Source organism: Myceligenerans cantabricum (assembly GCF_054777735.1).
In genome coordinates, this window is the sequence record NZ_BAAHAJ010000009.1 from 762913 (window position 1) to 782763 (window position 19851).

Below are 19851 nucleotides of genomic sequence, written 5' to 3' on the forward strand. Positions count from 1 at the left end.
CGTGGTGGTCGGTGATGGTCACGCCCACCCACGTTACCGCCGCCCGGCGCCGCTCCCACCTTCTGGAGAGCAACCTCACACGCGAGCACCGCCGCGCCGCCGCCGTCAGTGCGCGTGGACGACGGCGGAGGCGGTGGGCTCGTCCAGGATCCTGGCCAGGGTCGCGGTGACCGTCGCCGGAGGGACCGTGTGCTCCGGGGCGACGTTGCGGTCGTCGCCGGCGACGGCATGGTCGATGACGAGCTCGTGGAACCGGACCCGGCGGCGGGCGTCCGGCGGGCCGGCACCCTCCGGCGTGCCGTCGTCGTCGGCCGGCCCCTCCTGCGGCAGCCCTTCCTCCAGGCGCAGGACCCGCACGAGCATCGCCAGAGCGGCACCCGTGACGTTGATCGGGCCCGAGCCCCTCATCGGCACGGCGCGGGCGGCCCCGTTGAGGACGACGTACGCGGGAAGCGGGTCCGTGGCTTCACGCAGGAGCGGCACGAGGGAACGGGCCGCTGCCAGGTGGGCGGTGAGGTGGCTGTCGAGGGTGTTCCGCCAGCCGTCGAGGCCCGGCTCGTCCAGCAGGCGGGCGCCCAGGTGCCAGCCGCCGATCGAGGCGACGGCCCCGCCCGGGACCGAGAGCTCCTCACGCTCGCACAGGTCGCGCACCGCGGCGCCCAGACCCTCCGTGTCCCCGTAGATCACGGGCCAGACCAGCCCCGGGCCCGGACCGCCGTCGGACAGCAGCCCCTCGGGGAGCGGCCTGCGCGAGGCGGCGAGCACCGTCCGGCCGGCGCGCGAGAGCCCGGCGGTCAGCCGGCTTCCGACGTAGCCTCCGGCACCGGCCACGACCACGGGTGACGACGTCATGGCCCGACGCTACCGGGCCCGGGGTGCGCCGGTCAGGGGATGGACACACCCTGGCGCGCGCGGCGCGCGCAACTAGGCTGGCGGTGACCCGACCGTCCGCACGACACAGGAGCGCACATTGTCAGCACGAGCACAGATCGGTGTCACCGGCCTGGCGGTCATGGGCCGCAACCTGGCCCGGAACTTCGCCCGCAACGGGTACACGGTGGCGGTGCACAACCGCTCCTACGCCCGCACGGAGTCCCTGGTGAAGGAGCACGGTGACGAGGGCGACCTCGTGCCGGCGGAGTCGCTCGCGGACTTCGTGGCGTCGCTGGAGCGGCCACGCAAGGTGGTCGTCATGGTCAAGGCCGGCGGTCCCACCGACGCCGTCATCGACGAGCTGGTGCCTCTCCTGGAGGAGGGCGACATCGTCGTCGACGCCGGCAACGCCCACTTCCCCGACACGATCCGCCGCGAGCAGGCGCTCGCCGCCAAGGGTCTGCACTTCGTGGGCACGGGCGTGTCCGGCGGCGAGGAGGGCGCGCTCCTCGGGCCGTCGATCATGCCGGGCGGCACGGCCGAGTCGTACCAGTCGCTCGGCCCGATCCTCGAGAAGATCTCCGCCCACGTCGACGGCGTGCCCTGCTGCACGCACGTCGGCCCCGACGGTGCGGGCCACTTCGTCAAGATGGTGCACAACGGCATCGAGTACGCCGACATGCAGCTCATCGCCGAGGCGTACGACCTGCTGCGGAACGGCCTCGGCGCGTCCGCGGCCGAGATCGGCGACATCTTCGCCGAGTGGAACACGGGCGACCTGGAGTCGTTCCTCGTGGAGATCACCGCCGAGGTGCTGCACCACACCGACCCGGGCACCGGCCAGGCGTTCGTCGACATCGTGCTCGACCAGGCCGAGCAGAAGGGCACCGGCCGCTGGACCGTGCAGAACGGGCTCGACCTCGGCGTGCCGATCACCGGCATCGCGGAGGCCACGTTCGCCCGCTCGCTGTCCGGCTCCGTGCCGCAGCGCCAGGCCGCTGCCGGCCTGCCCGCACACACCGCGGGCTGGGAGGTCAAGGACCGGGAGGCGTTCGTCGAGGACGTGCGGCAGGCGCTCTACGCCTCGAAGGTGGTCGCGTACTCGCAGGGCTTCGACCAGATCGCGGCCGCGTCGGCCGAGTACGGCTGGGACGTGGACCGCGGCGCGATGGCCCGCGTCTGGCGCGGCGGCTGCATCATCCGTGCCCGCTTCCTCAACCGCATCACCGAGGCGTACGAGCGCGACGCCGAGCTGCCGCTGCTCCTCGCCGACGAGTTCTTCTCCGACGCGATCGACGCCGGTCTCGCGTCCTGGCGCCGCATCGTCGCCGGTGCCGCCCAGGCGGGTATCCCCACGCCGGCGTTCTCCTCGTCCCTGGCCTACTACGATGCGGTGCGCGCACCTCGACTCCCCGCGGCCCTGGTCCAGGCGCAGCGGGACTTCTTCGGTGCGCACACGTACCGTCGCACGGACCGCGACGGCACGTTCCACACCGACTGGTCAGGTGACCGCACGGAGGCTGAGGCGTGAGGGGATTCCCCACGGAGCTGGAGACTGGGGGCGGCGAGGCGCCGCCGTCGCCCGTGAACGGCGACAACACGATCGCGGTGGGGGTCGGCGGCGACGTCGGCACCTACGCGCTCGTGCGCGCGTTCCACGAGCAGTACGGGATCAGGGGCGTCGTCCTGTCGACGGTCGCGACCCGGCCGATGCAGGACTCGGCGATCGTGGAGAACGTCGTCGTCCAGGGCCTGGACGACACGGAGACGTTCCTGTCGTCGCTGGAGGGCATCGCCCGGAAGCACGCGGGCAAGCGGCTCGTGCTGCTGACCAACGCGGACTGGTTCGTCCGCGAGGTCATCGTGCACCGCGGGCGGCTCGAAGCGGCCGGGTACGTGACGCCGTACCCGAGCCTGGAGGTGCTGGAGCAGGTCTCCAGCAAGGAGGGGTTCGCGCAGGTGTGCGACCGGCTGGGGATCCCGACGCCGCGCACCGTCGTGGCGGACATCCCGAAGCTCGCCGCGCAGGGCGGGCGGCCCGCCGTCGCGGAGCTGGAGCTGGACCTGCAGTTCCCCCTGATCGGCAAGCCGTCGAACAGCGCGGACTGGCACTACGTGTCGTTCCCGGGCAAGGCGAAGATCCACCACCTGAGCTCGCGCGAGGAGCTGGACGAGGTGCTGGGGCACCTGGTCGACGCCGGGTACCCCAGCGCGTTCCTGGTGCAGGAGTTCATCCCGGGCGACGAGACGCAGATGCGCTCGCTGACCGCGTACCGCGACTCCTCGGGCACGGTGACGCTGCTGGCCACGGGGCGGGTGCTGCTGGAGGAGCACACGCCGGGCACGCTGGGCATCCCGGCGGCGATCCTGGTCGAGCCGTACGACGACGCGATGGAGGCCGCCACGCGGTTCCTCGACGCGACGGGCTACGTGGGCTTCTCGAACTTCGACTACAAGCGGGACCCGCGCACGGGCAAGCACGTGTACTTCGAGGTGAACCCGCGGATCGGGCGGAACAACTACTACGTGACCGCCGGTGGCGCGAACGTGGCGCGCGTGCTCGTCGAGGACCAGCTGCTGGGCCGGCCGATCCAGCCGGCGCGGGCCACGTCCGAGGTGCTGTACACGGTGGTGCCGTTCGGGCTGCTGCTGAAGTACGTCCTCGACCCGGACCTCCGGGCGCGGCTCAAGCGCCTCAAGGCCGAGGGCAAGGTGGTGAACCCGCTGAAGTACGACCACGACACGGGCATGAAGCGCCGCCTGATCGTGGAGGCCATCACGCAGAACTACCGGCGCAAGTACGCCCAGCACTACCCGGAACCGACGATCACGGGGTACTGACGTCCACGCCGTACGGAGCGCCTCGCGGGAACGCCCCGCGAGGCGCTCTCACGATCTGAGCACGGAGGGCGGACGACGTCCGCGTGGCTGCCGGGGAGTCGGCCGGGCCGCGCGTACGGTGCAGGGGTGAGCAACGATGTGCCGGCTGAGTTCGCGGCCGCCCTCGCCGATCTGCGCGGCCAGGGTGCGCGGCCCGGGGTGCACGTCGAGGAGATCGCCGCCCCCGTACGCGTCGCCCCGTACAGCGTGGCCCTGTCCGGCGAGATCGCCGACTCCACCGGGGACGACGACGAGCCCGTCGCCACGGGACGGTTCGTCGTCCTGCACGATCCTGACGGGCAGGAGTCCTGGCAGGGCACCTTCCGGATCGTCACGCTGGTACGCGCCACGCTGGAGCCCGAGATGGCCGCCGACCCCCTGCTGGCCGACGTCGCCTGGTCCTGGATCCCCGAGGCGCTCGACCTCGCCGGCCTGCGGCCCGGCAGGGACGCGCTCGCCGAGGGCGGCACCGTGACCCGCGTGCTGTCGAAGAGCTTCGGGGCGCTGTCGAGCACCCCCGACGCCGTCGACCTGGAGATCCGCGCGTCGTGGACGCCCGCCGACACCCGTCTGGGCGCACACCTGCGGGCCTGGACCGCACTGCTGTCGACCGCCGCCGGCGTCCCGCCCCTCCCGGCCGGCGTCACCGATCTCACCAGGAGGTTTACCGACCGCTCCCAGCGCCCGCATACGGTGGGCCCATGAACGAACCCCCTGCGTCCAGCACCGAGGACGGCGCAGCAGTGACACCGCTGACGGAGCCGGCCGGGGGCCTGCCTCCGGTGACCACCCGCCCGGACGAGCTCGAGAAGATCGCCGACGCGTTCGCGCGCGGGACGGGCCCCGTCGCCGCCGACGCCGAGCGCGCCTCCGGCTACCGCTACGGCCAGGCCACCTATCTCGTGCAGCTCAAGCGCGCCGGGGCCGGGATCGCCCTGATCGACCCGGTCGCGCTCCCCGACCTCTCCGCCGTCGGCGAGGCCGTCGGCGACGCCGAGTACGTCCTGCACGCCGCGTCGCAGGACCTTCCCGGCCTGGGTGAGCACGGCCTGCGACCCACGCGCGTCTTCGACACCGAGCTCGCGGCCCGCCTGCTGGGGCTCGAGCGCGTCGGCCTGGCCGCGGTCGTGGCCGAGACGCTGGGGCTCGGCCTGGCCAAGGAGCACTCCGCCGTGGACTGGTCCACGCGCCCGCTGCCCGAGGACTGGCTGCGCTACGCGGCGCTCGACGTCGAGGTGCTGGTCGAGGTGCGCGACGACCTGGCCGCACGGCTCGACGCCGCGGGCAAGTCCGAGTGGGCGGCCCAGGAGTTCGAGGCGGTGCGCACCGCGCCGCCGCCACCCCCGCGCGTCGACCCGTGGCGCCGCACCTCCGGGATGCACGTGCTGCGGAACCCGCGCCAGATCGCCGTCGTCCGCGCGCTGTGGGAGGCGCGGGACGCGACCGCCCGGGCCCGCGACGTCTCCCCCGGCCGGGTCCTGCCGGACCGGGCGATCGTCGCCGCCGCGCGCGCGATGCCGCGCACCGCCGGCCAGCTCGTGGACCTCCACGAGTTCGCCGGCAAGGGCACGCGACGCCGCGCCGGGTACTGGCAGCGCGCCATCGACGAGGCCCGGGAGCTGCCCGGCGACCAGCTTCCCTCGGTGCGCGGCCCGCGCACCGACGGCCCGCCCGCGCCGCGGCTGTGGAGCGACCGCGACCCGGTGGCGGCCCGGCGGCTGAAGGACTCCCGGGACCTCCTGGCCGGTGTCTCGGAGCGGCTGTCGGTGCCGGTGGAGAACCTGCTGCAACCGGACGCGCTGCGCCGCCTGTGCTGGAAGCCGCCGGAGCCCGCGGACGCCGCCGCGATCGCGGAGTTCCTGCGGGGGCGGCGCGCCCGCGAGTGGCAGATCGGCCTGCTGGCGGCGGCGCTCGCCGAGACGTTCTCCGACGTGCGATGACGCGCTTCTTCGTCGATGTGGGTGGTCCTCGATAGAGTCTGACCATGCCAGCCTCAGCCACGCCCTCCTCAGCCACGCCTGCCACCGATTCCGTCTCCGTGGAGGTCGTCTCCGACCGCACCGCCTGGGACCGTGAGGTGAACGGGCTCGGCGGCCACCCGCTGCAGCTCTGGGGCTGGGGCGAGGTCAAGTCGGCCGGCGCGTGGACCGCGCACCGTCTGCAGGTCATGTCGGACGGCCGCACGGCCGGGCTGGCGCAGATCCTGGAGCGGACCCTGCCCGCGCAGTTCAAGGCGCTGACCTACGTGCCGCGCGGTCCGGTCGTGGCGCACCTCGACGGGGCGAACACCATGCGGGCCGTCTTCGGCGTGGGCGATTCCGCCACGCGCGACGTCGTCACGAACGCCGTGACGGAGTGGGCGCGGGAGAACATCGGCGGGGTCGGCATCACCATCGAGCCGGACTGGCCGGTCGGCACCCGGATGGAGCTGCCGAACCGCAGGTACGCACCCAACCCGGTGCTGTACCCGTCCACGCTGATCCTCGACCTGCGCAAGAGCGAGGACGAGCTGATGTCCGCCATGTCGAAGAAGACGCGGCAGTACGTCCGCAAGTCGCAGCGCGAGGACCTGGAGTTCCGCGAGGTGACCTCGGTCAAGGAGATCGAGAGGTGCCTCGCGATCTATCACGAGACGGCCGAGCGCGCCGGGTTCGGGCTGCACTCCGACGGCTACTACCACCTCGTGAAGTCCGAGCTCGGCCGTTCCGCGCCGATCTTCGCGGCCTTCGCCCGCTCGTCCGACGGCGGCCCGCACGACCGTCCCGTGTCGTTCGTGTGGTTCGCGGCGTCGAACACGACGTCGTTCGAGCTCTACGGCGGCATGAACGACGACGGCATGAACCTGCGCGCCAACTACGGCCTGAAGTGGCACGCCATCTGCGCGATGAAGGAGCGCGGCGTCATCCGCTACGACGTCAACGGGCTGCTGAACGACGGCATCTCGAACTTCAAGCGAGGCTTCGCGAAGCACGAGGACGAGCTGGTCGGCAGCATCGACGTGCCGTTCTCCCGCTGGTACAGCACCTGGAACAGCGCCCTGCCGACGGCCAAGAAGGTGGTCCGCAAGCTCCGCGGCACCCGGTGACGGCAGGACGAGGCCGAAGGAGCGAGCAGGGCACCGCGTGAGACTCCATCTCAGTCTGCCGCGAACTCAGTCTCGATCGGGCTAGGCCTTTTACCGATACCCGGGGTAGCGTGTATCGCAGCACCGAGCGGCGTCGCTGAGGGACGCCGCCGTCCGATCAAGGAGCTGCCCATGACGGCCACACCTGCGCCCACGCGCCGGACCGTACGCGACGTCGTCTTCGTCGACGGCGTCCGCACCCCGTTCGGCAAGGCGAAGCCCGACGGCCTGTTCGCCGAGACCCGTGCCGACGACCTGGTCGTCAAGCTGGTCCGCGAGCTGCTGCGCCGCCACCCCGAGCTGCCCGCCGAGCGCATCGGCGAGGTCGCGATCGCGGCGACCACCCAGGAGGGTGACCAGGGCCTGACCCTCGGCCGGACGGTCGGCGTCCTCGCCGGCCTGCCCAGCACGGTTCCCGGCTACGCGATCGACCGCATGTGCGCGGGTGCGATGACCGCCGTGACCACCACCGCCGGGTCCATCGCGATGGGCGCCGCCGACATCACGATCGCCGGCGGCGTCGAGCACATGGGCCGTCACCCCATGGGTTTCTCCGCCGACGTGAACCCGCGCTTCGTGTCCGAGAAGCTCGTCGACCCGCAGGCCCTCAACATGGGCGTCACGGCCGAGAACCTGCACGACATGTTCCCGCAGCTCACCAAGGAGCGTGCCGACGCGTACGCGGTGGGCTCCCAGGGCAGGTACGCCAAGGCCCTGGCCAACGGCAACATCGACCCGGACCTCGTCCCGATCGCCGCCCGGTCGGCCGAGCAGGGCTGGGGCCTGGCCACCGCCGACGAGTTGCCCCGCCCCGAGACCACCCTCGAGGGCATCGCCGACCTCAAGACGCCGTTCCGTGCCGGAGGCCGCGTCACCCCGGCGACGTCGTCCCCGCTGACCGACGGTGCCACCGCGGCCGTCCTCGCGGCCGGCGACACCGCCGCCGAGCTCGGCCTCTCCGTGCGGATGCGCATGGTGTCCTACGCGTTCGCGGGCGTGGCCCCCGAGATCATGGGCTACGGCCCGGTCCCCGCCACCGACAAGGCGCTGGCGAGCGCCGGCCTGAGCATCGAGGACATCGGCCTCTTCGAGATCAACGAGGCCTTCGCCGTGCAGGTGCTCTCGTTCCTGGACCACTACGGCATCGCCGACGACGACCCGCGCGTCAACGCGTACGGCGGCGCGATCGCGATGGGGCACCCGCTGGCGTCCTCGGGCGTACGCCTCATGACCCAGCTCGCGCGCCAGTTCGAGCAGCACCCCGAGGTGCGCTACGGCATCACCACGATGTGCGTGGGCCTGGGCCAGGGCGGCACCGTCGTCTGGGAGAACCCGCACCACGCCGACTACTCCGGCCACACCAGCAGCGAGGAGAACGACAAGTGACCGCACCCGAGAACGCCCCCGCCGAGCGCGTCACGCACGCGCTCGTCCGCGACGTCGCCCTCCCCGGGGGCGCCGGCACCCTCGCGCTGGTCACGCTGGACAACGGCTTCGACCACACCAGACCGAACACGCTCGGTCCGCAGGGCATGGCCGAGCTCACCGCCGCCCTGGAGAGCGTGCGCGAGCGCGCCGCGGCCGGCGAGCTCGCCGCGGTGGCCGTCACCGGCAAGCCGTACTTCCTCGCCGCCGGTGCCGACCTCAAGGGCGCGCAGGCCATCACCAGCCGCGAGGACGCGCTCGAGCTCGGCCGCGCGGGCCACCGCGCCTACTCGATCCTGGGCGACCTGCGCGAGCAGCACGGCGTGCCCACGTTCGCCTTCGTCAACGGCCTGGCCCTGGGCGGCGGCCTCGAGGTCGCGCTGAACTGCGACTACCGCACCGTCGCGTCCGACGCGGGCGGCCTCGGCCTGCCCGAGACGTCCATCGGCCTGGTCCCCGGCTGGGGCGGCGCCTACCTCGTGCCGCGCCTGGTCGGCATCGAGAAGGCCATCGACGTCATCTTCACGCGGCCCGCGTCGCAGAAGCCGTACAAGCCCGCCGAGGCGCTGGAGATCGGCCTCGTCGACGCGCAGCTCGACGCCGCGGACTTCCTGGAGCAGTCGATCGTCTGGGCCACGAAGGTGCTCCGGGGCGAGGTCGAGGTCGCCCGTCGTGAGCTGGACCCGCAGCCCGTGTGGGACGCCGTGACGGACGGGGTGCGGCAGCACCTGCGGGCGACCGTCGGCGACTCCCGCCCGGCCCCGTACCGCGCGCTGGACCTGGTCACGGCCGCTCGCAACGCCACCCGCGAGGACGCCTTCGTCGCCGAGGACGAGGCGCTGGCCGACCTCATCATGTCCGACGAGATGCGGGCGAGCGTGTACGCGTTCAACCTGGTCTCCGGCGGCAAGAAGCCCCAGGGCGCACCGGACCCGCAGCTCGCCCGCCCGGTGCGGCGCGTCGGCATCGTCGGCGCCGGTCTCATGGCGGCGCAGATCGCGCTCCTGCTCGCCCAGCGCCTGCAGGTGCCGGTGGTCATGCGCGACCTCGACCAGGAGCGCGTCGACAAGGGGCTGGAGTTCGTGCGCGGCACGGCCGAGAAGCTCGTGCGGCGCGGCAAGATGTCGCAGGCCGCGGCGGCACGGATCGTCGGCTCGGTGTCCGGCACCACCGACATCGGCGAGTTCGCCTCCTGCGACTTCGTCATCGAGGCCGTCACCGAGGTCATGGGCCTCAAGAAGAAGGTGTTCGCGGAGCTCGAGGGCATCATCGCTCCCGAGGCCGTGCTGGCCACCAACACGTCGGCGCTGTCGATCACGGAGATGTCCGCGGACCTGCAGCACCCCGAGCGGGTCGTGGGCATCCACTTCTTCAACCCGGTCGCCCAGATGCCGCTCGTCGAGGTGATCCACGCCGACAAGACCTCCGACGAGGCGCTCGCCACGGCGTTCGCCGTCACCAAGAAGCTGCGCAAGACCGCCGTCCTGGCGGGCGACCGTCCCGGCTTCGTGGTGAACCGCCTGCTCATCCTCGTGATGGGCAAGGTGCTCGAGGCCATCGAGAACGGTACTCCGGTCGACGTGGCGGACCACGCGCTCGCGCCGCTCGGCTTCCCGATGCCGACGTTCGCCCTCACGGACCTCGTCGGGCCCGCCGTCGCGGACCATGTGCTCACCTCGCTGCGCGAGGACCTGGGCGACCGCATCCCGGCGTCCCCCGGCCTGAAGAAGATCGTGGCCGACGGCACGCCGATCGTGCTCGACGCCCCCGCCAAGGGCCTGCCGAAGCCGGTCGACCCCGCCGTGCAGGCGACGTTCGGCGAGGCGCTCGAGCCGGGCACCACCGGCCGTGACGGCACCCCGGTGCTGGACGGCCCCGGGGTGCTCGACGCGGTGCTCACGGCGACCGCCACCGAGGTCGGCCTCATGCTCGACGAGCAGGTCGTCGCCAGCCCGCAGCAGATCGACCTGTGCATGGTCCTCGGCGCCGGCTGGGGCTTCCACACGGGCGGCATCACGCCGTACCTGGACCGCACGGGCTACAGCGAGAAGGTCCTGGGCCGCCGCTTCCTCCCGGACGGCGTGGCCAACGTCCCGGCCTGACCCTCCGACGCGGCGCGGCCTCGGTGGTTCCGTCCCAGGACGGGCCGCCGAGGCCGCGCCGCGTCGGCGGTGACGCACCGCCTCGGTGCAGCACCCGACATGTCGCGCTATCGGCCCTGAGCCGGGTATATCGTCCGGGCCATGGTGATCGCGAAGCGGCAGCAGCGGCCGCAGTTCGTCGTCTGCGGTGACGGCCCCCTCGCCTTCCGCGTCTCGTTCGCCCTCAGCACGCGCTACCAGGGCGACGTCACCGTGATCCTGCCCTCCGCGGGCTCGAAGCACGGCACCCAGATGGCCGCCCTGGAGCACGTCCGGATCGTGGAGTCGGTCCGCCCCGACGACGACGCCTTCCGCCTCGCCCGCCTCGGCGACGCGGACGCCGTCGCGCTCCTGGACCAGGACGACGCGGGGAACATCGAGACCGCGCTCCTGGTCAACGAGCTCACGCCGGGCGTGCGCCTCGTGGTCCGGTTCTTCGACGACGAGCTCGGCGCCGGCCTCGCGGACCACCTGCCGAACTGCGACGTGCTGTCCGCCTCGAAGATCGCGGCCCCGCCGCTGGTCGCGCTCGCCCTGGGCGAAGCCCGCCACCTGGAGGTGCCCGGCATCGACCTCGTGGTCGGCAAGCCGAGCCAGCTGCCCGGCGAGCCGCTGTTCACCCTCGCGGCGCTCGACGGCGACAAGACCGTGGTGCTGCCCGGCACCGGCGGGCTGGACCGGCGCGTCGTCGTCGGCGACGCGCCGCCCGACCCGGAGCCCGAGAAGCGCAGGCACCGGCCGAACGGCCGCGTCTGGTACTTCGTGCGCCAGAACCTGAACCGGTACGTCTGGTACGCCCTCGCGGTCCTGACGCTCGTGGTCGTCGCCGGGACGACGCTCGTGTCCCTCACCGAACCGGCCCCCTGGCCGCTCGCGTTCTACGGGGTCGTCCTCAGCACCCTGGCCGGCGCCGACCCGTCCGACGGCACCCCGCTCGTCACCGGGGTCGTGGAGGTGGTCGTCACGGTGATCAGCGTCGCCGTGATCCCCCTGCTCACCGCCGCGCTGGTGGACGCCGTCGTCCGCGCACGGCTCGCGGCGGCCACGTCGGGGCCCGGGTCCCCGATGGCGGGGCACGTCGTCGTGGTCGGCCTCGGCGACGTCGGGACGCGCGTCCTGGCCACGCTGCTGGAGCGCGGCATCCCCGCGGTCGCGGTCAACCTGCGCGACGACGGGTCGCGCGGCATCCCCTTCGCCCGCGAGCACGGCGTCCCGGTCGTGATCGGCGACGGCCGGAGCGCGGACGTGCTGCGGGCCGCCCAGGTCGGCACCGCCCGCGCGATCATGGCGATGACCAGCGACGACCTCGCGAACATCGGGATCAGCATGGCCGCGGACTCGGTCGAGCGCGACCCGGCGGACGGTGGGCTGCGCCGCGTGCTGCGCCTCTTCGACGAGGACTTCGCCCGGCGCGTCCGCGGGCTCGTCCCCGGCTCGGCCCCGCGCAGCGCGTCCGCGCTCGCCTCCCCCGCGTTCGCCGCCTCCGTGATGGGGCCCGACGTGCTCGACACCGTGCCGTTCCGGGACCGCGTCCTGCTGGTCGCCGAGGTCCCGATGCACGCGCACAGCGAGCTCGAGCAGCGCCAGGCGCGGGAGGTGGACGTGCCGGGCGAGGTGCGGCTGCTCGCGGTCCGCCGCCGCTCGAAGGGGTTCCGGACCGACGTGTTCCTGCCCGCGGCGACCAACCCGCTCCAGCACAACCATCGCCTCATCGTCATCGCGACGCGCACGGGCCTGGAGCGCCTCCGAGCCCGGACGGCAGCCCCGGAGGACTGAGCACGGCGTGCGGGACGACGCGCGAGCGGTCCCGGGCCGGCGAGGAGCTGTCGGCCGCCCGGCCGATCAGGCGCCTACCAGGGTCTCCTGGTCGCGGGACTCGCGGTCCGCCTTGTAGGTCGCCACGTCGCCCGCGTCGAAGCAGATGTCCTCGCCCACCATGTGGAAGTCGAGCTCGCCTGCCTCGAGGAGGTCGATGACGTGCAGGGATGACACACCCAGTCGGCGTGCGGCCTCGGCCGCCGTCAGGTCCCCGTGCTGATCGGAGCCGGCTGGGTCGGATGCTCGTTCTTCTGTGAAGTCGCTCACAGGAAAAGTCTTGCGCAACGCGGCTCCCCGAGTCCAGTCGAAACGCTACGAGAACCGAGTCCTGTCGAAGAGGTTCTTGGTCTTCACCCGCTGCACCGCGCCCGGCGGTAGTCGCCACGTCCGGCCTGGCTGTCCGGCCGGCGCGTCCGATCACCGCGTCAAGCCACCACGTCGGGTCACCGCGCCGCGACGGGCTCCGTACCGCCGCTCCGGCCGCCGGCCGCCGGCGCTCCCCCCGAGCCGCCCGCACCGAGCCGCTCGCGCTCCTGCTCGACGATCGTCCTGCCGAGCTCCGCCTCGGACGGCGCGGACGCACCCGCCTCGGGCTCGTTGACGGCGACCGCCAGGTCCGAGGTCTCGGTGATCTCCGACTGCCGTGCGAACTGCTCGAACAGCGCCGCCTTCGTGTCGAGGATCTCCATCATGCGCTGGTCCACGGAGTCGGCCACGAGCAGGCGGTGCACCTGCACGGTGCGGGTCTGGCCCATCCGGTGCGCGCGAGCCACCGCCTGCGCCTCGATGGTGGGCTTGACCTGCGGCTCGCAGAAGATCACCACGGACGCCGCCTGCACGTTCAGCCCGACACCTCCGGCCGTGATCTGGCTGACGAGCACGTGCGGCCCGTCCGGCGCGGACAGGCTGTCCACCATCTCCTGTCGCTCGGCCACCTTCACCCGCCCGGTGAGCGGGCCGACGGCGACGTCACCCAGCAGGTCCATGACCTGCTTCAGCACGTCGAGGAAGTACGAGAAGACGATGACGCGGCGCCCGTTCTCGACGGCCTCGTCGACGAGCGCCCGCAGCCGTGCGAGCTTCGCCGAGTCGTCGGCCCGCTCGACGGCGAACGCGGCGCGGCGCATCGCCATGAAGTTGCCGTCCGAGACCGCCTCGCGGTAGGCCGCACCGTCGGCCGGGCCGAACTGCTCCCACTCCTCCACCTGGACGAGGTCGGGCAGCTCGGTGAGCACGTCCTCGGTGTTGCGGCGCAGGTAGGCGGGCGCGACGATGCGCCGGAACGCCTGCGCGCCGGACAGGTCGGCGTGGGGGTCGAGCTGCTGCGCCACCGCCGGCTGCAGGTAGCCGACCATCGCCTTGAACTCCGCGACCTTGTTCTCCATCGGCGTGCCGGACAGGAACAGCACGCGGTCGGCCCGGTCGGTCCACGAGCGGACCGACTTCCCGCGGAGGGTCTCGGGGTTCTTCACGTAGTGCGCCTCGTCGACCACCATCAGGGTCGGGCTCATGTCGTCGGGCAGGTCGAGCCGGGCCAGCATCTCGAACGTCGTCACACCGACGCCGCCCCCGGAGACCCACGCCCCGGCCGCGGCGTCGCGGTCGTTGCCGTGCATCACCACGGCCGGCAGGTCGGAGTGCGTGGTGACCTCACGGGCCCAGTTCGTCACGACGCTCGCGGGGCACACCACGAGGAAGTGCGCCGGCCCGTCCTCGGCGGGCCGGGTGGCCGTGAGGTGCGTCATCGTCGCGAGGGACTGCATCGTCTTGCCGAGGCCCATCTCGTCGCCGAGGATCGTGCGGCGCTGCACGAGCGCGTATCTCGCACCGAAGGCCTGGTAGGCACGCAGGTTCGCGTGCAGGAGGGAGCGGTCCAGGGGCTGCGCCTCGACCCGGCGCACGACGTCGGCCGGCAGGAAGCCCTCGGCGGCCTCGTGGTCGTCACCGAGGTCCACCACCTGGCTGAGCAGGCCGTAGTACTCGGCGGACCGCCGCTCGAAGTCGTCCCACACGCCGTCGCCGCTGCGCCGCCCGACCGCGGCCCGGACGCCGCGTGCGGCGCCGGCCAGGTCCGGGGAGGACGCCGACAGCGCGTTCCGCAGCGCCGCGATCGCGGCGGCCGCTTCCGCGCGGGCGGCGGTGTCCGCGAACAGCCGGCGCCACCAGCGCGTCAGCGCCTGCGCCGCACCGATGTACTGCGGCAGGACGGCGTGCAGGCGCCGTGCGTCGTCGTAGTGGCGGTGGCGGGCGTCCGTGACGGCCCCGAACATCCGCAGCGAACGCACCAGGTCGGTGGCGTACGGGTCGTCGGGGTCGACGTCGATCCGGAACCGCAGGTCGTCGTCGACCTGGTCCGCCAGCTCCGTGGCCGCGGCGACGGCGGGACGCGCCGTCGTCTCGCCGATACCGGCGTCCACCAAGCCGTCGACGCCGGCCACGAGCACCTCGGGGACGTTGCGGAAGCCCTTCTTGCGCAGGACCGCGACCTTGAGCTTCTTGCGCCGCTTCTCGAGCTCCTCGACACCGACGGTCCGCAGCTCGGCATGCACGCGTACCTGGCGCGCAGTGTGATAGGCCTCTCGCACCTTCTCTCGGTAGGGGCCGTCGGAAGCCAGGAGCAGCCGCGCGTCGGCCAGCCGGGCGGACGCCTCGTCCACGGTTCGCCGCGCCTCGCGGCTCTTGATCGGAGCACCAGAAGAAGTCTCAGTCATCGCGGCGTCAGCGTACCCGCCGTGTCCGACATTCCCCTCACGCCCACCTGGACGGCGGCTGCGCCGCTTGGCACACTTTTTCTAGCAGCCTCGTGGCCCTGACCGCTGCCCGCACCGCGTGCCGGCTCGTCCTGACGGCGAGGGCGGCTCGGCCCTGGGAACAACGGGATGGGCGCCGCGGCGAGACGGTCAGGGGATGAAGCGCTCCCAGGCCGGGGTCGCCGGCGTGGCCGTGAAGTCCATCCGGACCCGGCCGGGCTCGCGGGCCAGCGCCAGGAGGGTCGCCGACGTCGACGCGAACACCCGGCCGTCCGGCAGGTCGTGCCGCACGACGAGCGCCCGCGGGTCGTCCCCCGCCAGCCCGTCGCCGCGCAGCAGGCCCTCCCAGTCGCCCCACCACTGCGCGGTCGAGGCGGGCGAGGCCTGCCCGCCCGCGAGGTCCGACGGCGACGGAGCGTCGCGCCCCGCGAGTGCCGGAGCCGTCCCGTCCTCGGGCCGCCGGGCATCCGGCGACGGCTGTCCCGGCCGAGGCCGCCCTGAGTCAGGCCGCCCCGCCCGTGCGAGCAGCGGCGCGAAGTGCGGCACCAGCGGGTCGGCGGCGACGTCGATCCCCTCGTTGGTGACGACGTGGTCACCGGGCGGGATCTCGATGTCGCGCACCTCGCGGCCGTCCCACGAGATCAGCCGCGCGCCGTCGGCGTCCGCGACCAGCAGGTGCACCACCTCGTACGCCCGCAGCTCGTCCGCACCGGGCGGCCCGGCGGTGAGCGCCCGCAGGGGCAGCCGTCCACGGCTCGGTCGCCGACCCGACGGCGGAGCCCCGGGCGGACCCTGCTCCAGCCGGTCCACCAGCCGCCCGTTGAGCACGGCGGCCACGCCCGGCTTCCCGCGCCCGGCGGTCAGGCCGTCCCGCACCGCCAGCCAGGTCCCGCCCGCGAGGCGGTCCAGGCCGCCCACCAGCCCCGGACCCTCCTCGGGCCAGTACTCTCCCGGCGGCTCCCACGGGCGGTCGGTCAGCTCGTCACGGACGGCGGCGAGCAGGAGCGGCCACTGGGCCCCGGGATCCAGACGCAACAGGACGGTGCACACGCCTGCACCCTATGCGCTCGGCGGCTCGACCCGGCGTACGCACGGCGAGCCGCCGACGCACGGGCCCGGCCCGCCTCGCCCGGCAGCCGCGCGCCGCCGCAGTCTGCGCGACCGTCCCGCCACGCCCGGTCAGCGCTGCCCGGCCGCGCCACCGGGCCGGCCGCGCGCCGCCGGTCAGCCCTGTGCGAGTGCCGCCAGCGCGTCGCGGACCGCGTCCGCGCCGGTCACGCGCTGCGCGGCCGCGATCTGCTCGCGGCTCGCGTGATCGAGGAACGCCGTGTCCAGGCCCACGTGCACGTGCGGGGTCCGCACGCCCTGCTCGCCGGCGCGCTGCGCGAGGAGGGAGCCGACGCCGCCGTCGGACACGCCGTCCTCGACGGTGACGACGAGGTCGTGCTCCCCGGCGAGCTTGACGAGGGCCGGAGGGACCGGCAGCACCCAGGTGGGCGCGACGACGGTGGTCTCGAGGCCGTGCTCGGCGAGCGCGGACCCGGCGTCGAGGCCGGCACGCGCCATGGCGCCCACCCCGACCACGAGGACGCGCCGCGCGGGGACCGCTCCCGCGCCGCGCCCCCCGGGCCCGGCGGCGGGCATCGCCGCGAACCGTCCGACGACGTCGACCTCGTCGAGGGTCTCGACGGCCGGCACCTCGTCCCCGACGGCACCCTTGGGGTAGCGCACGACGGTGGGGGCGTCGTCGATGTCGACGCTCGCGCGCAGGGCGGCGCGCAGGGTGGGCTCGTCGCGGGGGGCGGCCAGCCGCAGGCCGGGGACGATGCGCAGCATGGCCATGTCCCACATGCCGTTGTGGCTGGCGCCGTCGATGCCGGTGATGCCGGCGCGGTCGAGCACGAACGTGACGCCGGCCCGGTGCAGGGCGACGTCCATGAGGACCTGGTCGAACGCGCGGTTCAGGAACGTGGCGTAGACGGCGACGACGGGGTGCAGCCCGGCGTACGCCATGCCGGCGGCGGAGGTGACGGCGTGCTGCTCCGCGATGCCGACGTCGAACGTGCGGTCGGGGAACTCCTTCGCGAACGGCGCGAGGCCGACGGGATGCAGCATGGCCGCGGTGATCGCCACGACGTCCGGGCGGCGGCTGCCGATCCGCACGATCTCGTCGGCGAACACCTTCGTCCAGCCGAACCGGGACTGCGCGACGGGCAGGCCGGTCTCGGGGTGGATGACGCCGACGGCGTGGAACCGGTCGGCGATGTCCTCCTCGGCGGGCTTGTAGCCGCGGCCCTTCTCGGTGATGGCGTGCACGATCACGGGCTTGCCGTACGCCTTCGCGCGGCGCAGGGCGTGCTCCATGGCGGCGGTGTCGTGCCCGTCGACGGGGCCGATGTACTTGATGCCCAGGTCCTCGAACAGGCCCTGCGGCGCGATGACGTCCTTGATGCCCTTCTTGAAGCCGTGCATCCAGCGCCAGGCGAAGCGTCCGGGCGGGCCGGAGCGGTGCAGGGCGCGGGTGGCCCAGTCGAGGAACGCCTCGTAGCCGCGCGTGGTGCGCAGCGTGTCGAGGTGGTTCGCGAGGCCGCCGATGGTGGGCGAGTAGGACCGGCCGTTGTCGTTGACCACGACGACGAGCCGGCGGTCCGGGCCCTCCGCGATGTTGTTGAGGGCCTCCCAGGCCATTCCGCCGGTCAGGGCACCGTCGCCGATGACGGCGACGGTGTGGCGGTCCTCGCGGTGCGCGACGACGTTCGCCTTGGCGATGCCGTCCGCCCAGGACAGGGCGGTGGACGCGTGGGAGTTCTCGACGACGTCGTGCTCGGACTCGGCGCGCGACGGGTAGCCGGACAGGCCGCCCTTCTGCCGCAGCCGGGAGAAGTCCTGGCGGCCGGTGAGCAGCTTGTGCACGTAGGACTGGTGGCCGGTGTCGAAGACGAAGGCGTCGCGCGGGGAGGAGAAGACGCGGTGCATGGCGATCGTGAGCTCGACGACGCCGAGGTTGGGGCCGAGGTGCCCGCCGGTGCGGGAGACGTTCTCCACGAGGAAGTCGCGGATCTCCTGCGCGAGCTCGCTGAGCTGGCCGGGCGTGAGCCTCCGGACGTCCTCGGGCGAGCTGATGCCGCTCAGCAGTGCCATGTCGTTCCTTCCTCGCGGTGCGCGTCCCCCTGCGGGCCGCTCCCGCACGGTGTCGTGCGCCGTCACCACTCTGCCACGCACGACAGGGAGTCATCGTACGTACCCGGGCGCGGCAGGATGAACCGCTGCGCCCGGGGTCCCGACGACCGCTCGACAACGCACACACGGCCATCGCCAAACAGACATAGTCTGGATTCGTGCGATTCATCCAGGGCCACGAACCGTCCCACGACCTCACGTACGGCGACGTCTTCCTCGTCCCGTCCCGTTCCGGCGTCTCCTCGCGGTTCGACGTCGACCTCGCGGCGGACGACGGGTGCGGCACCACGATCCCCGTCGTCGTCGCGAACATGACCGCCGTCGCGGGCCGCCGGATGGCCGAGACCGTCGCGCGCCGCGGCGGCATGGCGATCCTGCCGCAGGACGTGCCCTCCGAGGTCGTCGCCGACGTGGTGGCCGGCGTCAAGGCGAAGGACCCGGTCGTGGAGACGCCGGTGGTCGTGGCGCCCGAGGACACCGTGCACACCGCCCTGACCCTGCTCGGCAAGCGCGCGCACGGCGCGGCCGTCGTCGTCGAGCAGGACCGGCCCGTCGGCGTGGTGACGGAGGCCGACTGCCTCGACGTGGACCGCTTCGCCCAGGTGAGAACCGTCATGACGGCGGACCCTCTGCTCATCGGCGCGGAGACCCTGACCGGCGGGGGACGTCCTGCCTCGGCGGTCACGACGAGCGGGCTGGAGCGGGCGTTCGACCTGCTGCACGCCGCGCGGCTGCAGTTCGCGCCCGTCGTGCGCGACGGGGTGCTGACCGGGGTGCTCACGCGCAAGGGCGCGGTGCGCTCGTCGGTCTACACGCCCGCGCTCGACGGCGCCGGGCGGCTGCGCGTGGGAGCGGCCGTCGGGATCAACGGCGACGTCGCCGCCAAGACGAAGGACCTGCTCGCGGCCGGGGTGGACGTGCTCGTGGTGGACACCGCGCACGGCCACCAGGACCGGATGCTCGCCGCGCTCGACGCCGTGCGCTCCGTGGACCCGTCCGTGCCGGTCGTGGCCGGGAACGTGGTGACCGCGGCCGGCGTGCGCGACCTGGTCGCGGCCGGGGCCGACATCGTCAAGGTCGGCGTCGGGCCGGGTGCCATGTGCACGACGCGGATGCAGACCGCCGTCGGGCGCCCGCAGTTCTCCGCCGTCCTCGAGTGCTCGGCGGCGGCACGCGAGCTCGGCAGGCACGTGTGGGCCGACGGCGGTGTGCGGCACCCGCGCGACCTCGCGCTGGCGCTGGCCGCCGGGGCGTCCCAGGTCATGATCGGGTCCTGGTTCGCCGGGACCTTCGAGTCGCCCGGCGACCTGCGCGAGGACGGCAAGGGGCGGCTGTACAAGGACTCGTTCGGCATGGCGTCGGCGCGCGCCGTCGCGGCCCGGACCGCGGGCGAGGGCTCGGCGTTCGCCCGGGCTCGCAAGGCGCTGTACGAGGAGGGCATCTCGACCGGGCGGATGTACCTGGACCCGCAGCGGCCCGGCGTCGAGGACCTGCTGGACGAGATCACGTCGGGCCTGCGGTCGTCCTGCACGTACGCGGGTGCGCGGTCGCTGGCGGAGTTCGCGGAGCGTGCCGTGGTCGGCGTGCAGTCGGCGGCGGGCTACGAGGAAGGGCGGCCGGTCGAGACGAGCTGGTGAGGCGGGGCGGGGCGGCGGCGGTT

At 73.4% G+C, this 19851-nt stretch carries 14 protein-coding genes; 9 read left to right on the forward strand and 5 right to left on the reverse strand.

The features are described from left to right. Window positions 1-105: 105 nt before the first annotated feature. Window positions 106-852 carry a hypothetical protein gene (locus ACYU96_RS12615; protein ID WP_460753734.1) on the reverse strand — a complete coding sequence of 249 codons (747 nt, stop codon included), beginning with the start codon at window positions 850-852 and terminating at the stop codon, window positions 106-108. A 118-nt stretch (window positions 853-970) separates the two neighbouring features. On the opposite strand from ACYU96_RS12615, the gene gndA reads away from it, so the two are divergent. The 8 genes from gndA to ACYU96_RS12655 all read left to right on the forward strand — a co-directional run bounded on the left by gndA (window position 971) and on the right by ACYU96_RS12655 (window position 12219). Next, window positions 971-2404, forward strand: coding sequence for an NADP-dependent phosphogluconate dehydrogenase (gndA, locus tag ACYU96_RS12620; RefSeq protein ID WP_460753736.1), 1434 nt, complete (start codon window positions 971-973; stop codon window positions 2402-2404). Next, window positions 2401-3714: a carboxylate--amine ligase gene (locus tag ACYU96_RS12625; protein ID WP_460753739.1), complete on the forward strand. Its 1314-nt coding sequence runs from the start codon at window positions 2401-2403 to the stop codon at window positions 3712-3714. The genes gndA and ACYU96_RS12625 overlap by 4 nt, the downstream gene beginning before the upstream one ends. Window positions 3715-3840: 126 nt before the next feature. Next, a complete protein-coding gene (locus tag ACYU96_RS12630; RefSeq protein ID WP_460753741.1) occupies window positions 3841-4458 on the forward strand; it encodes a DUF3000 domain-containing protein in 618 nt (205 codons plus the stop codon). Beyond that, window positions 4455-5693: an HRDC domain-containing protein gene (locus ACYU96_RS12635; RefSeq protein WP_460753744.1), complete on the forward strand. Its 1239-nt coding sequence runs from the start codon at window positions 4455-4457 to the stop codon at window positions 5691-5693. The genes ACYU96_RS12630 and ACYU96_RS12635 overlap by 4 nt, the downstream gene beginning before the upstream one ends. A 44-nt stretch (window positions 5694-5737) precedes the next feature. Continuing rightward, the gene (locus tag ACYU96_RS12640) at window positions 5738-6838 is read left to right on the forward strand and encodes a lipid II:glycine glycyltransferase FemX (RefSeq protein WP_460753747.1); all 1101 of its coding nucleotides are present in this window, start codon (window positions 5738-5740) and stop codon (window positions 6836-6838) included. 171 nt (window positions 6839-7009) lie between these two features. Then, a complete protein-coding gene (locus tag ACYU96_RS12645; protein WP_460753750.1) occupies window positions 7010-8263 on the forward strand; it encodes a thiolase family protein in 1254 nt (417 codons plus the stop codon). Then, window positions 8260-10404: a 3-hydroxyacyl-CoA dehydrogenase NAD-binding domain-containing protein gene (locus ACYU96_RS12650; RefSeq protein ID WP_460753752.1), complete on the forward strand. Its 2145-nt coding sequence runs from the start codon at window positions 8260-8262 to the stop codon at window positions 10402-10404. Before ACYU96_RS12645 ends, ACYU96_RS12650 begins: the two co-directional genes overlap by 4 nt. 141 nt (window positions 10405-10545) lie before the next feature. After that, a complete protein-coding gene (locus ACYU96_RS12655) occupies window positions 10546-12219 on the forward strand; it encodes an NAD-binding protein (RefSeq protein ID WP_460753754.1) in 1674 nt (557 codons plus the stop codon). A 66-nt stretch (window positions 12220-12285) separates the two neighbouring features. On the opposite strand, the gene ACYU96_RS12660 is transcribed toward ACYU96_RS12655, so the two are convergent. From ACYU96_RS12660 to dxs, 4 genes are all read right to left on the reverse strand, one after another. Further along, window positions 12286-12528 carry an excisionase family DNA-binding protein gene (locus tag ACYU96_RS12660; RefSeq protein WP_460753757.1) on the reverse strand — a complete coding sequence of 81 codons (243 nt, stop codon included), beginning with the start codon at window positions 12526-12528 and terminating at the stop codon, window positions 12286-12288. A 176-nt stretch (window positions 12529-12704) separates the two neighbouring features. Next, entirely contained in the window at window positions 12705-14972 is a 2268-nt protein-coding gene (locus ACYU96_RS12665) for a DEAD/DEAH box helicase (RefSeq protein ID WP_460753760.1), read from the reverse strand. A gap of 189 nt (window positions 14973-15161) precedes the next feature. After that, window positions 15162-16061 carry an NRDE family protein gene (locus ACYU96_RS12670; protein ID WP_460753763.1) on the reverse strand — a complete coding sequence of 300 codons (900 nt, stop codon included), beginning with the start codon at window positions 16059-16061 and terminating at the stop codon, window positions 15162-15164. 174 nt (window positions 16062-16235) lie between these two features. After that, the gene (dxs, locus tag ACYU96_RS12675) at window positions 16236-18152 is read right to left on the reverse strand and encodes a 1-deoxy-D-xylulose-5-phosphate synthase (RefSeq protein WP_460753765.1); all 1917 of its coding nucleotides are present in this window, start codon (window positions 18150-18152) and stop codon (window positions 16236-16238) included. Between the two features lie 197 nt (window positions 18153-18349). On the opposite strand from dxs, the gene ACYU96_RS12680 reads away from it, so the two are divergent. Continuing rightward, complete coding sequence (locus ACYU96_RS12680) at window positions 18350-19828, forward strand: GuaB1 family IMP dehydrogenase-related protein (protein WP_460753768.1); 1479 nt, start codon at window positions 18350-18352, stop codon at window positions 19826-19828. Window positions 19829-19851: the final 23 nt, after the last annotated feature.

Bases quoted from the DNA above. Each gene is read 5' to 3' on its own strand.
- ACYU96_RS12635 (WP_460753744.1), top strand. From the start codon at position 4,455: ATGAACGAACCCCCTGCGTCCAGCACCGAGGACGGCGCAGCAGTGACA.
- ACYU96_RS12665 (WP_460753760.1), bottom strand. From the start codon at position 14,972: ATGACTGAGACTTCTTCTGGTGCTCCGATCAAGAGCCGCGAGGCGCGG.
- dxs (WP_460753765.1), bottom strand. From the start codon at position 18,152: ATGGCACTGCTGAGCGGCATCAGCTCGCCCGAGGACGTCCGGAGGCTC.
- ACYU96_RS12615 (WP_460753734.1), bottom strand. From the start codon at position 852: ATGACGTCGTCACCCGTGGTCGTGGCCGGTGCCGGAGGCTACGTCGGA.
- ACYU96_RS12640 (WP_460753747.1), top strand. From the start codon at position 5,738: ATGCCAGCCTCAGCCACGCCCTCCTCAGCCACGCCTGCCACCGATTCC.
- ACYU96_RS12655 (WP_460753754.1), top strand. From the start codon at position 10,546: ATGGTGATCGCGAAGCGGCAGCAGCGGCCGCAGTTCGTCGTCTGCGGT.
- ACYU96_RS12645 (WP_460753750.1), top strand. From the start codon at position 7,010: ATGACGGCCACACCTGCGCCCACGCGCCGGACCGTACGCGACGTCGTC.